This window comes from Bradyrhizobium sp. AZCC 2262, from assembly GCF_036924535.1.
In the GTDB taxonomy this organism is placed as follows: Bacteria; Pseudomonadota; Alphaproteobacteria; order Rhizobiales; family Xanthobacteraceae; genus Bradyrhizobium.
The window spans coordinates 662,249-675,141 of record NZ_JAZHRT010000001.1 but is presented as its reverse complement, the minus strand read 5'-3'; the positions used below and the strand labels follow the sequence as shown (position 1 = coordinate 675,141).

Here is a 12,893-nt window from a genome sequence, read left to right as displayed (position 1 = left end):
TTTTGGGCATGATCTCTTCGGAAAACCGGTTTCCACTTTTCCGGATCATGCCCTAAAGCCCCTTGATGAAACCTGCCTCGATCAATAACCGGTTGAACCTGCGCGCCTCGGCGCCGTCCTTGCAAGCGTAGAATACCCCCTTGCAACGGAGCATGATGTTCTTCTGTTCCTCGAAAGATGGGTCGAGCGGAATGCCGGCGGCTTCCTGGATCACCAGCGGCAGATAGGGCGCGTCGATCCTGTCCATGACGGCGGGGCTCTTCACCGGCTCGAAATTGATGGCGTCGATCGCGTAATAGGTAGTGAAGTAGCGCGGGTCGTAGGTGTCGAACTTGCGCACGACCTTGGCTTCGTCCAGGCCAGGATCGAGCAGGTTCGAGGAGAACTCCGGCTGATGGTCGCCGTAGCGAACGATCAGGAACGGCTGCGCCGGGAACTTCTTCTTCAGGCTGGCGATGAAGCCCGCATAGTCGCCGGCGCTCATGGTCTGGCGGCGCAGATATTCGTCGACCACCGGCGCATTGCCGGGCTTGCGCCAGGACGGCAGCAGGTCGGGGCGGAATTTGGTTTCCCAGGGGAAATGGTTGGCCGCGAGATAGACGAAGGTGAACAGCGGCGTATTGGCCGGCTGTTCGGCGATCAGATTGACGGCCTTGTCGTAGAAGAAGCTGTCCGGCTCGATGCCCTTGGCGCCGAGCGCGCGTGCGTCGTAGAAGTGCTGGATACCCGTGGAGGTCTGGAAGCCGCGCGCGCCCATGAAGGCGCCATAGGCCGGATAGAGCGAGAGGGTGTTGTAACCGCAGCGGCGCAGCGCCAGCGGCAATCCGCGCTCGACCCGCCCCGACGCGATGCGGGTGACGAAATAGGAGAAGCGGCCGAACGAGCGCGACGACAGGCCGGCCAGCACGTTGTACTCGGCCATCCAGCTGGCGCCGCCGCTGCTTTCGGCCATGAACTTGCGCTCGCGGCCGTCAAAGGACTTGAAGTGGCTGCCATAGCCCGGCGGCACCTTGACGCCGTCGGCCTGACGGATGTCGAAGCTCGACTCGTCATGGATCATGATGATGTGCGGGCGGCGGCCAGCGACATGGCAGGAATCCTCCAGCGGCATCTTCAGCCGCTCGGCGGTCACCGCTTCCGATTCCATGAAGCCGTAATTGGCGAAGTCGGCAACCGCCGTCACGCCCGAACGGGCGAATTTGGAGAGGTAGCCGTCGTCGTAATAGCCGCGCCAGGCTTCGTCCGGCCAGGCGATGGCCTGCCCGGTCAGCGCGGCAAGACATGCCAGGAGGCCGGCGGCCGCCGGCAGGCGGCGGATGCGGAACGGATCGAGCCACCACAGCGCGTACATCAGCGGGAGGATGACCAGCGCTGCGCCGACCACGTTCCAGCGCAAGTTCGGAAAGATCGTGAACAGGTAGGCCGCGGTGTCGCGATCGATCACCATCAGGTCGACGAAGTTCGCGGTCATCTGGACGACGTCGTGCTTGAGCCGCGACAGCAGCACCAACAGCACGACCAGCGTCAGCGACAGCGCGCCCGACAGCGCCGGGCGCCGCAGCAGCGCGATAAAGGAGAAGTTCAGGATGCCCCACGCCAGCGCAAAACCCATGCGGCCGCCGAAATCGGCTTCGGTCTCCAGCATGATCGCCAGCGCGGCCATGTGCGGTGCAGCAACGGCCGAAAGCCGCCAGAAGCCGATGGCGGCAAGGCCGGCGACAAGGGTGGTGGCGGAGGGCCCTGGATTTGGCGCGGGCGCCATGGGAGGCAACGCAACATGACCCGGCGCAATACAAAGCCTTGGCTGGCGACGGACCAGGAGACGCGCGACCAGCCGGAACCTGTGTCGCGTCATAAAAACGTAGTGTAATCGTCATGAACGCGCAATGAATTTGCCGCTGCGCGACGCGGCTTGGTAAATTTCACGCAGTCATTCCGGGGCGTGCGAAGCACGAACTACGGTGCGCGATTGCGCACCGGAGAATCTCGAGATTCCGGGTTCGCTTCGCGCCCCGGAATGACGGCATGAGTTAGGGCCGCTTGGCGATTCCCTCGATGAAGAGGTCGAGGATCGCCTCGGCGGTCTGCTCCGCCTCGGGGCCTGCGACGCCCCAGCGCGGAAAATGGCCGTCGATATTCATCCGGGCAAAGCCATAGACCAGCGCCCGGCCGGCGATCTGGACCCGCTTGAGATCCGCCGATCGGAGCTGGCCTGCCGCAAAGGCTTCCGCAAGTGTCCGCTCGGTCAGCTCGATCAGTTCGGCATTGTCGCTGCTAATGGCGACCGCCCGGCCGTGATCGAAGAACCGGCGGCTGGAAATGATCTCGAAATGGGTCGGGTTGCGCATCGCCCAGCGCAGGTAGGCGAGCCCGAGGCAGCGAAAGCGGCCGAGCGGATCGCCGGCCGGCGCCTCGGCCAGCGCCGCCTCGATCGCGGCCCGGAAGCGCCGCTGCGCCTCCCCGGCCACCGCCTGCATCAGGGCGTCGCGGCTCGGAAAATGCCGGAACGGCGCCCCCGGCGACACGCCGGCGCGGCGGGCGGCCTCCCGGACGCTGACCGCCTCCGCCCCGCCCTCGCCGACCAATTGCAGCGCGGCGTCGATCAGGACGCGCCGGAGATCGCCATGGTGATACGGCTTTGGCGCGGGCGCGCGGGAGACACGCCGACGCGGTTTGGCGGCGGGGGTTTTGGCAGCGGTTGATTTGGCCGAGGGGCGCATGCCCTCTCCTACCATCACCGCCTTGTGAATGTAAGCACCGATTACACGGATTGACCTGATTCGCAGCGCATATGTAACTGGCGATTACATTATGCATCCGCGTCATTGCGAGCGAAGCGAAGCAATCCAGCTTTCTTGGCGCGGCGATATGGATTGCTTCGCTTCGCTCGCAATGACGGCACAAGCGATAGGGAGCGAAACATGCTGACGCGTCAAAACTGGTTCGATGGCTGGCGGCTGTTCACCCTGCTCGCGCTGACCCTGCTTTCGCTCAGCATCTGGATCGCCGGCATGCGGGGTTTTGAGGTCGACGGCGCGCGGATGGTGATCCGCTTCACCGCGCGGACCTCGCTGGTGCTGTTCTGCCTCGCCTTCTCGGCCACAGCATTGGCGCTGATGTGGCCGAACACGTGGAGCCGATGGCTGCGCCGCAACCGCCGCTATCTCGGCGTCAGCTTCGCGGCCTCGCACGCCATCCACGCGGTTGCGATTGCCTGCTTCGCTGTGATGGATCCGGCGGGCTATGCCGCGGCGACCTCGATCGCGTCCTACATCTTCGGCGGCATCGGTTACGCCTTCATCATCGCGATGACCGCCACCTCGTTCGACCGCACCGCGGCCGCGATCGGCGCACGCGCCTGGCGCCGGCTACATCTGGCCGGCGGCTATTACCTGCTGTTCCAGTTCATGGTGTCGTTCGGCAAGCGGATTCCCGACATGCCGCTCTACGCGCTGTTCCTGATCCCGCTATTGACCGTATTCGCGCTGCGGATGATCGCGATGGCGCCGCGGGCACAAAGGACCGTGCGGACGGGGTGAGCTAGTGAGAGCCTCGATACCGACGTGCCTGCGATTAGTTCAGAAACTGGACTACCTTGCTGACCCTCGTGATGCTAAAATTCTCGCATGAAAGGCTATGGATCATTTTGCCCCGTAGCCAAGGCTGCGGAAATTCTCACGGAGCGGTGGACTCCGCTCGTGCTCCGCGAGCTGTTGCTAGGTTCCTACCACTTCAACCAGCTTCGCCGCGGCATCCCACAGATGTCCCCGACCCTCCTCTCCAAGCGCCTGCAAACGCTAGAAGAAGCAGGGCTAATCTCACGCCAATCAGGCGATAATGGGCATTGGGAGTACCATCCAACCCAGGCGGCCAGGGAAGCCTGGCCAGTTATCGATGCAATGGGCTATTGGGGCCACAAATGGGCGCGCAGCCAGCTCACACCCAACGAACTCCACGCAGGCCGGCTCATGTGGAATATGCGCCGTTCGTTCGATCTGAAGCACATTCCATGCGACTTTGTGCTGTACATCGAGATTGCGGACGCCCGGCAAAGGCGCTGGTGGCTTGTTGTGAAGAAGGAGGAAGCCGATCTCTGCTGGAATGATCCCGGCTTCGAGGTCGATATCAGCCTCTATGCGAGCCTGCTGACGCTTGTGCAGATTTTCATAGGCGACCAGCCGCTGCTACGGGCGTGTGAGCTCGGCAAGATCGAGATCGACGGTCCTAACCATCTTGTGAAGAGCATGCCGGCTTGGTTCCCACGCAGCAAATATGCCATGAGGCGCCTGAGGGCCGCAGATCAAAGCCTTAGCCAGCTGAGAACACTCTCGTCAGTCCACTTTTTGGACTACCGCTTCCCCCAGTAGTAGCTGCGAATGTGCTCACGCGCAAAGCATCTCAGCTAAAGGAGGCAAAGATGACTCGCATTTCACTCGTTTCATTCGCCCTTATTCTGATCGTCAGCCATGCCAGTCAAGCATCGGCGGATCCGCTCGCAGATAAGGTGACGTCGATGAACGCCCAATGGGATGCCGCCATTAACAACGCAGAATTCGATGCCCTATTACCATTGTATACCGCTGACGGCAGATTGATGCCGCCTGGCGCGCAGCCCGTCACTGGCCCTTTGGCAATCCGCGATTTCTTTGCTGGGCGGGGAAGAAGCGTCAGAAATCACAAGGTTGAGCTGGTGGATGTGCTACCCATCGGAAACTACGCCTATACTACGTCCCATTTCACGGCCACGTTAATGGTGAATGAGAAGGCGGCGCCAATTTCCGGCAGCACTGTGAGACTCCTTGAACGCCAACCCGACGGACAGTGGAAGATAAAGTCTCATATCTTTGTTAGAGAATAAATTCGCGGCTGCCACAGCCATCCAGTCAGACACCCACAAACCTGACACGGGTCGCAGGTGATAGATGGTCATGCGCCTATTGGCCCAAAGCGCCATTTCGCTGCCGCGCAACAACCACGCCGCTCTAGGAGCAAAGCGGACCTGACCTAAATTTATGAGTACGCGCTCTAGTCATCCCCGAGCAGATGGTATTTCCGGCCAAGCCGGCGGTGCACCGAAATGACGGCCCGGTCGACATCGCTGATCAGGCTGTCGCCGAGGATGACGTTGGGGATTTCCCAGTTCCGCCCTTCGACGATGTTGGGAAGCCCGCGCACGGCGGGTACCGACGCCGTTTCGCATCCCGGCTGGCTACGAAGCGCCTCGTTGGCGATCACAGTCAATTCCGCACTCGTCTTGCCGGTCGTCGCTGTCACTGGTGGCCGACGCCTTCGAGTTCTTTGGTGGCGCGCGCTTCCGTCATGCTGCGCATGCATTCGCCGGCGTCGAGCCGCGCGATGGTGCCCTCGCCCAGGCCGTAATAGAGGCAATTGGCGTCACGGTACTGGACCCACAGCCGCTGCGTCGCGCGCAACTGATCGCGCTGAGCGGGCACTGCATCCTGCAGCGCCTTCTGATAGGCGACATTCAGCCGCTTGTCCCATTGCGCGGTCTTTTCCTTCAGGCATTCGACCATCTGGTATGTGCTGCCATCGCAGGATTGTTCGGGATCGCCCTGGTCGCCGGCATGGGCGATTGAGACCAGCGCGAGCATCGCAATGGCACCAGGCATCATTCGTACCATCATGTTCATCCCTGCGGCATCAGCCCGAGGCGCTTGGCGATGATCCTGTCGAGGGTGCGCTTGGGCAACACCGCCGCCATGAACTGCCGCATCGGATCCGGCGCGATCACGTAGCGCACCTTGGGGTTCGGCAGCGTCAGTGCCCCGAACACCTTCTCGGCAATTGTCTCGGCCGGCAATCCGGTCGCGCCAAGGCTCAGCATGAAGGCGCGGACCTTTTCCAGCGCCGGGAAATACGGCGAGTTCTTGTAGACGGAGATATCGACCTCCTCGGCCTTGCTCCAGATCGGGGTCTTCACCGCCCCCGGCGCCACCACGATGACGTCGATCCCGAACAGCATCAGTTCGCGGCGCAAACTCTCCGACAATCCCTCGATCGCGTGTTTCGACGCAGCATAGGCTGAGGTGAGCGGGTTGCCGTTCTTGCCGGCGACCGAGGAGATCATCACGATCCGCCCCTTCGGTCCATTCAGGGTCGGATCGGATCCGAGCAGCGGCCCGAAAGCCTGGGTCGCGATAACAGGGCCGATGAAGTTGACGTCCATCTGGCGGCGGAATTCGTCGGCGGCGAGTTCGAGCACGGGGCCCGCGACCGCGATGCCGGCATTGTTGACGAGGCCGGCAAGCGTTTCGCCATTGAGGGCATTACGCACCTCGCGCGCGGCGGCCAGCACCGCCGCCTCATCGGTGACGTCAAAGATCAGCGGCGTGAAGTTCGCGCCGAACTCATCCTTGAGGCGGTCGGCGTCGGCCTGCTTGCGCACGCTGCCGAACACGCGGAAACCGCGGTCGAGCAGCAGCTTCGAACTGGCCCAGCCGATGCCGGTCGACGCGCCGGTGATGACGACAGATCTCATGTTGGGTACCGCCCCTTTTGGTGATGCGGGGTTGATGTAATGCAGATGGCGAGAAGCGCAATACGGCAGCCCGCTCACCCTCTCCCTCACGAGAGAGGGTGATTACCCTACTCGGCGTGGCCGTCGATGATCGGACCGAACAATTCCCATTTCTCACCGGTGAATTTCATCATCTGGACCTGCTCGATCGGATAGAAATCCGTCGGCGAGGTTTTGATGCGGATTCCCGGGATATAGGTGTTGATCTCGAAATCCATGTTCGCGACCACCTTCATGACATTCGCGCGCGTGAGATTGTCACCGCAACGCTTGAGCACCTCGACCAGCGCGGTCGAGGTGTTGTAGGCCGTGAGCGGCCCGCTCTCGGAGCGGTCGGCTTCCGGATAATACTTCGTCATGAAGGCGCGGTATTTCTGCATCCCCGGATGGGAATCCCACTGCGGATCGGTGACGTCCATCTGGTAGCCGGCGCTGAGGATGCCCTTTGAATTGTCGAGACCGGCGGGACGCAAAACCGCACCGACGGAAGCCGACACATTGGTCATGATGTGGATTGGATGCCAGCCGAGTTCGGCGAGTTTCTTGATCGCCTGCGCCGCGAATTTCGGCGTGCCGATATTGACGAAGATTTCGGGATTGGCAGTCTTGATCGCCACCACCTGCGAATCCACCGTCGGCATACTGATCTCGTAGGGAACGCTGGCGACCACCATGCTGTCGTATTTGTCGCGCAGCACGTCCTTCAAGCCCAGCACGTAATCCTTGCCGAAATCGTCATTCTGGTAGAGCACGCCGATCCTGGCGTTGGGATGATGCTGCAGGATATAGGTCGCATAGATGCGCGCTTCGGCCCGGTAATTCGGCTGCCAGCCGATGGTCCAGGGGAAATGTTCGGGATCGCCCCAGCGCGAGGCTCCGGTAGCGACGAAGAGTTGCGGCACCTTCATCGTGTTCATGTATTTCTGGATCGCCGCGTTCGACGCGGTGCCGAGCGGCGCGAAGATCAGAAACACCTCATCGCTCTCGACCAACCTGCGCGCCTGCTCCACCGTCTTCGGCGGGCTGTAGGCGTCGTCATAGCTGATGAAATTGATCTTGCGACCGTTAACGCCGCCATTGTCGTTGATCATCCGCATATAGGCGCTCATCGTCTTGCCGATGATGCCATAAGCCGACGCCGGCCCCGAATACGGCATGATGTTGCCGATCTTGATCTCGGTGTCGGTGACGCCCTTGTCGTATTTCTTCTGCGCGACCGCGGACACGGTGGCCGCCGCAATGATCAGGCCGGAAAGTCCAACAGCCTTGAGGACAGTTTTAATGAAGTTCGTCGTGAAAAAATCCTTAAGCAATCGCTTCATGGGTTTCCTCCTCGGTGCGGGCCAGGCTTGACGGCTTCTTGTTGGACAGTTTCCTCTTCGAGATTTTTCTGAAACGGTTTGGATACGATAGCAGCCGGACGGAAACACCGAAAGCGGCGGCCAGTTCATGAACTGCAGCAGATAAAGGCTATTTCGTGCAGGGAACCGCCACGTACAGCGCAGCACGCTTGGTAAAGCAATTCGAAAAGCCAACCGCGCAATGCGAGACGAGCTCCCCGCCGGCACGTCGCACGATGATCACTGCTGATGATTGCCTGTTCCAAGTGCAGCCAATCTGTATTTCTACCCGATCCGGTCTTTAACGCAGGTGTAAGGCTCGGCCCGCCATTGTCGGCGCGAACCCATTCAACATCCAACAAAAAGACTGCCCACCATGGTGCAACAGCCGGCTCACTCGATCATCGCCGAACTCGAAGACGCCGTCAGAGGTGGTTCATCCGCCAAGCGGGTGGAAACCCTGCGGCAGGTCACCGATCTCTTCCTCCATGACGGAGAACGCCTGAACGACGACCAGGTCAAGGTCTTCGACGACGTGCTCTGCCTCCTGATCGCGCGCGTCGAGACGCGGGCGAAGGCCGAACTTTCCAAGCGGCTGGCGCCGCTCGACTACGCCCCGTTCGAGGTCATCCAGCATCTCGCCTGGGACGACGAGATCGATGTCGCCGGCGGCGTGCTGGCCAATTCCAGCCGGCTCGGGACCGAGGTGCTGGTCGAGATCGCCAGCAAAAAGGGACAGGATCACCTGCTCGCCATTTCCGGCCGGCCCAACCTGCCCGCCGCAGTGACCGACGTCATCGTCGATCGCGGCGGGGACAAGGTGATCCGAAAGCTCGCCAACAACGCTGGCGCCAAGTTTTCCGACCAGGGCTTTTCCACTATCGTTGCCCGCGCCGGCGCGGACGACGAACTGGTCGAAATCCTCGGCCTTCGCGCCGATTTCCCGGCAAAGTTCATGGCCGACCTGTTGCGCCGCGCCAAGGAAGCGGTTCGCGCCCGGCTTTTGGCCATCGCGCCGCCGGCGGTCCAGGAAGAGATCAAACGGGTCTTGAACGAGATCACCCGCGAAACATCGCCCCCGGGGCGGAGCTTCGGCGTCGCCGAGGAGTTCGTGAAGCTGATGAAAGGGTTGAACGAGCTGGATGATGCAGCCGTTTATAATTTCGCCGAATCGAAAAAGTTCGACGAGGTCACGGTTGCAGTCGCGGTTCTCAATGAGATGCCAATCGAAATGGTGGCCCGGCTGATGGAAGGCCCCCGCGCCGACCTCCTCCTCATTCCCTGCCGGTCGGCCCGCCTGAACTGGCCGACAGTCGAGTCGATCCTGCGCAACCGGCCGGTAATGCCTTCGGTCAACCAGCAGACGCTGGAGATCGCGGAGCGCGATTACCGGAAACTGTCGATGGAGACAGCCCAGCGTACCGTGCGCTTCTGGCAGTTGCACAACAGGATCGAGAAGTAACCGATCACCCGGACGAATTGAGTCTTGCATGCGCCGTGATCGCGGCGCGCGCAAGGTCCGGACCGCTCACAGCCCATCCAGCGCGCGATCCAGCCAACCATCACCGCCGCCCTTGACCCATTCAAAACCGAGCCGCCGGGGCAGCTCGACTCCCTCAGGGCGAAGCATTCGCACCTCGGGGTGTTCGAAGCTGTCCGGCATCAGGCAGAACCCGAGGCCTGCCGCCACCATCGCCAGCGCACGCGCATCGCTGTCGGTCTGTGCGACGACCCTGGGCCGTACCTTCCAGGCATCGAGAATCCGCGATGCCGACTGCAATTGCTCGCAGTGCACGCGCACGATCAGGGGCTGGCCCGCCAGGATCTCCGGGGAGACCGGCCCGCGGGGAAACGCGCGGGCGGAAACGGCCAGCGCCTGCCGGTCTGCCGCCAGCTCCGATTGCCGATGGCCGCGTGCCGCCGATCCCAACGCCGTCAACACGACATCGTAGCGGCCGTTGGCAAGCCGCTGCTGGAGCTTGGCAAAAGGTGCATCCTCGCTCCGCCAAAACCGCCCCGGCTCGATCGCCCGCAACCGATCAATGCATTGCGCCACGAAGGGCGGCGGAATCGTCGGCAGAATTCCAAGCCGCAGCGGCCTGCCCGGCGGCTTGCCGCCGGACGTCGCCTTGAGCTGTTCGGCTTGGCGCAGGATCGACCGCGAGGTCTCCAGCACCTCTTCGCCCCTCGGCGTGAGCCGCACGCCGCGCGCATGACGCTCCAGCAATGCGAACCCCAGCTCGGCTTCGAAGGCGGCTATCGCAGCCGACAGCGTCGGCTGCGTGACGAACGCCCGGCGCGCGCCGGCACTGAAGCCGCCCGCTTCGGCGACGGCCACGAAATACCTGATCTGCTTGAAGTCCATCCATAGAAGATATCTATGGCTTGATATCGGAGCAATTGCGATTGCCTAAGCCTCTTTGCGGTCCGAGCATGACGCCGGTCAAACAGCCGGGAGGGAGCCATGGCGCACGACGCGATCCGCGAACTGGTCGAACGGGTCACCTATGCCCCCGGCTATACCAAAGCCGTCGGCACCAGGGTCGAGAGCGCGGAACCCGGCTATATCGTGATGTCGCTCGCCAAAACCGACGATCTCTTGCAGGTGAACGGCTTCTTTCATGGCGGCGTCATCGCCGGGCTGGCGGACCATGCCGCCGGCGGGGCGGTCACCACCGCCATGCCGCCCGGCCGGTTCGCGGTGACCGCCAACCTGCAGGTCAGCTTCCTCGCCCCGGCGAAAGGCACCTTGCTGATCGCGCGCGCCCGCGCGCTTCAGGTTGGAGGCACGATCGGTGTGGCACGTGTTGACGTGGTGTCGATAGCCGACGGGGCGGAGACCGCGTGCGCGTTGGCGATCGTGACGCTTCGCGGCGTCGACTTCCCGGCCAAATAAAAGCCGCGCAACAACTGCCGAGCTCGTTTTGCGGACGAGAATGCAGATTAAGCAACCGAGCTTTGACTCGGTAAACGCTGACTTTTCCGTCGCTAATGTATTGTTGAATTTGCTTCGCACCGAGCACGTGCATGAAGCGTCAGTTCTTCGTTTCGGCTCGGGCTGCGCACTCGGCGCGGCGCGTTGAAAGAATATGGATGAGCCAATAATTCTTCGAAGAAACGGCGAGACCGCGTTCGCGATCTCGCCGGATAATGTCGACCAACGTTTAAGATTTGGTGTGCGGTTACCGCTGACTTCGTAGGGTGGTCACGCTGCGCTTTGACCACCCTACGAAGATCGAGCCAGCCTCAGTTCTTGGTCTTGTCGACCAGCGCACCCTTCTTGATCCACGGCATCATGTCGCGCAGCTTGGCGCCGACTTCTTCGATCGGGTGCTCGGCGAGCTTGGCGCGGGTCGCCTTGAACGAGGTCTGGTTGACCTTGTTCTCCAGCATCCAGTCGCGGGCGAACTTGCCGCCCTGGATGTCGGCGAGGACGCGCTTCATCTCGGCCTTGGTCTCAGCGGTCACGATGCGCGGGCCGGTGACATATTCGCCATATTCGGCGGTGTTGGAGATCGAGTAGTTCATGTTGGCGATGCCGCCTTCATAGATCAGGTCGACGATCAGCTTCACCTCGTGCAGGCACTCGAAATAGGCCATCTCGGGGGCGTAGCCGGCTTCGACCAGCGTCTCGTAGCCACCCTTGATCAGTTCGACCAGGCCGCCGCACAGCACGACCTGCTCGCCGAACAGGTCGGTCTCGCACTCTTCCTTGAAGGTGGTCTCGATGATGCCGGCGCGGCCGCCGCCGATCGCCGAGGCGTAGCTGAGGCCGAGGTCATGGGCATTGCCCGAAATGTCCTTGGCGATCGCGATCAGGCAAGGCACGCCGCCGCCGCGCTGGTATTCGGAGCGCACGGTGTGGCCGGGGCCCTTCGGCGCGATCATCAGCACGTCGAGGTCGGCGCGCGGGTCGAGCAGGTTGAAATGCACGTTGAGGCCGTGGGCGAAGACCAGCGCCGCGCCCTTCTTCATGTTGTCGTGCAGGTGCTCACGATAGATGTCGCCCTGCAGTTCGTCCGGGGTCAGCATCATGACGAGGTCGGCCCATTTGGCGGCTTCGGCGACTTCCATCACCTTGAAGCCGGCGGCTTCCGCCTTCTTGGCCGAGGCCGAGCCCTTGCGGAGCGCAATGGCGACTTCCTTGACGCCGGAGTCCTTCAGGTTCAGCGCATGGGCGTGGCCTTGGCTGCCATAGCCGACGATGACGACCTTCTTGCCCTTGATCAGGTTCAGGTCGGCGTCGCGATCGTAATAAACACGCATGGGTCGTTTCCTTAATCGATGGCCAAATCGGCCGGTTAATCAGGCATTTGGGTGGATGGGAGCGCCGGTCGCCCGCGAATTTCCGGCGTTGTCTAGAGCATTTTCCGCGTCAAAGGAAACCCGTTTATGCATGGCGCGGTGCGGCATCATGCGTCCATGAAGACCGGGTAGAGCGAGGCCAGCAGCAGCACCGCCATGACGATGTTGAAGGCCCGCACCGCCCGCCGGGAGGTCAGGACCGGCCGCAGCGCAGTGCCGAACAGGGCCCAGGCCGTGCAGGACAGGATCCCCAAAAGCAGGCTCAAGCCGACCTGAATCGCGATGTTCCAGGGATAGGCGGCAATCGCCGCATAGGCGGTGATGGTGCCGATCACCATGACCCAGCCCTTGGCGTTGACCCATTGGAACATGGCCGCGCCCCAGAACGTCATCGGCCTGCGGCTGTTGTCCTGCTCCGCCGAGGGCGGCTCGGACATCGCGATATGCGCGGCCAGATAGACCAGGTAGGCCACGCCGGCATATTTCAGGATGGTCTGCAAAATCGGATAGGCGATGAAGATGGTCCCAAGCCCCAGCCCGACGGCGCCGACCATGAAGGCGAAGCCAACCGTGATGCCCATGATGTGCGGGATGGTCAGGCGGAAGCCGTAGGTCAGCCCCGACGACAGCAGCATGATGTTGTTCGGCCCCGGCGTGAAGAACATCACGGTGGCGAACATGACGAAGGCGATCAAAAGCGATTGCGACAT

General features: G+C 62.1%; 14 protein-coding genes. 5 read left to right on the top strand and 9 right to left on the bottom strand.

Annotated elements, in window-relative coordinates; translation table 11 throughout:
* Window positions 1–52: 52 nt before the first annotated feature.
* Window positions 53–1,762: a sulfatase-like hydrolase/transferase gene (locus V1283_RS03150; protein ID WP_334384984.1), complete on the bottom strand. Its 1,710-nt coding sequence runs from the start codon at window positions 1,760–1,762 to the stop codon at window positions 53–55.
* Window positions 1,763–2,030: 268 nt separating this feature from the next.
* Window positions 2,031–2,720: a TetR/AcrR family transcriptional regulator gene (locus V1283_RS03145; RefSeq protein ID WP_334384983.1), complete on the bottom strand. Its 690-nt coding sequence runs from the start codon at window positions 2,718–2,720 to the stop codon at window positions 2,031–2,033.
* Between the two features lie 201 nt (window positions 2,721–2,921).
* On the opposite strand from V1283_RS03145, the gene V1283_RS03140 reads away from it, so the two are divergent.
* The 3 genes from V1283_RS03140 to V1283_RS03130 all read left to right on the top strand — a co-directional run bounded on the left by V1283_RS03140 (window position 2,922) and on the right by V1283_RS03130 (window position 4,858).
* Window positions 2,922–3,539 carry a hypothetical protein gene (locus V1283_RS03140; protein WP_334384982.1) on the top strand — a complete coding sequence of 206 codons (618 nt, stop codon included), beginning with the start codon at window positions 2,922–2,924 and terminating at the stop codon, window positions 3,537–3,539.
* An 87-nt stretch (window positions 3,540–3,626) separates the two neighbouring features.
* Window positions 3,627–4,367, top strand: a complete 741-nt coding sequence (locus V1283_RS03135; protein ID WP_334384981.1) for a winged helix-turn-helix transcriptional regulator — start codon at window positions 3,627–3,629, stop codon at window positions 4,365–4,367.
* A gap of 50 nt (window positions 4,368–4,417) precedes the next feature.
* The gene (locus V1283_RS03130; protein WP_334384980.1) at window positions 4,418–4,858 is read left to right on the top strand and encodes a YybH family protein; all 441 of its coding nucleotides are present in this window, start codon (window positions 4,418–4,420) and stop codon (window positions 4,856–4,858) included.
* A 167-nt stretch (window positions 4,859–5,025) separates the two neighbouring features.
* On the opposite strand, the gene V1283_RS03125 is transcribed toward V1283_RS03130, so the two are convergent.
* The 4 genes from V1283_RS03125 to V1283_RS03110 all read right to left on the bottom strand — a co-directional run bounded on the left by V1283_RS03125 (window position 5,026) and on the right by V1283_RS03110 (window position 7,860).
* Window positions 5,026–5,274 carry a hypothetical protein gene (locus V1283_RS03125; RefSeq protein ID WP_334384979.1) on the bottom strand — a complete coding sequence of 83 codons (249 nt, stop codon included), beginning with the start codon at window positions 5,272–5,274 and terminating at the stop codon, window positions 5,026–5,028.
* On the bottom strand, window positions 5,271–5,642 hold the full coding sequence (locus V1283_RS03120) for a lysozyme inhibitor LprI family protein (RefSeq protein ID WP_334384978.1): 372 nt from the start codon (window positions 5,640–5,642) through the stop codon (window positions 5,271–5,273). The genes V1283_RS03125 and V1283_RS03120 overlap by 4 nt, the downstream gene beginning before the upstream one ends.
* Window positions 5,643–5,647: 5 nt before the next feature.
* Window positions 5,648–6,499, bottom strand: a complete 852-nt coding sequence (locus tag V1283_RS03115; RefSeq protein WP_334384977.1) for an SDR family oxidoreductase — start codon at window positions 6,497–6,499, stop codon at window positions 5,648–5,650.
* Window positions 6,500–6,606: 107 nt separating this feature from the next.
* On the bottom strand, window positions 6,607–7,860 hold the full coding sequence (locus V1283_RS03110) for an ABC transporter substrate-binding protein (RefSeq protein ID WP_334384976.1): 1,254 nt from the start codon (window positions 7,858–7,860) through the stop codon (window positions 6,607–6,609).
* Window positions 7,861–8,254: 394 nt separating this feature from the next.
* On the opposite strand from V1283_RS03110, the gene V1283_RS03105 reads away from it, so the two are divergent.
* Window positions 8,255–9,340 carry a DUF2336 domain-containing protein gene (locus tag V1283_RS03105; RefSeq protein ID WP_334384975.1) on the top strand — a complete coding sequence of 362 codons (1,086 nt, stop codon included), beginning with the start codon at window positions 8,255–8,257 and terminating at the stop codon, window positions 9,338–9,340.
* A gap of 66 nt (window positions 9,341–9,406) precedes the next feature.
* Here the strand turns inward: V1283_RS03105 and V1283_RS03100 are convergent, their stop codons facing one another.
* A complete protein-coding gene (locus V1283_RS03100) occupies window positions 9,407–10,243 on the bottom strand; it encodes a LysR family transcriptional regulator (protein WP_334384974.1) in 837 nt (278 codons plus the stop codon).
* 99 nt (window positions 10,244–10,342) lie between these two features.
* Here V1283_RS03100 and V1283_RS03095 point away from each other — a divergent pair, with 99 nt between their 5' ends.
* On the top strand, window positions 10,343–10,774 hold the full coding sequence (locus V1283_RS03095) for a PaaI family thioesterase (protein WP_334384973.1): 432 nt from the start codon (window positions 10,343–10,345) through the stop codon (window positions 10,772–10,774).
* A gap of 350 nt (window positions 10,775–11,124) precedes the next feature.
* Here the strand turns inward: V1283_RS03095 and ilvC are convergent, their stop codons facing one another.
* Entirely contained in the window at window positions 11,125–12,144 is a 1,020-nt protein-coding gene (gene ilvC, locus V1283_RS03090) for a ketol-acid reductoisomerase (protein WP_108515348.1), read from the bottom strand.
* Between the two features lie 146 nt (window positions 12,145–12,290).
* Window positions 12,291–12,893, bottom strand: coding sequence for a LysE family translocator (locus V1283_RS03085; RefSeq protein ID WP_334384971.1), 603 nt, complete (start codon window positions 12,891–12,893; stop codon window positions 12,291–12,293).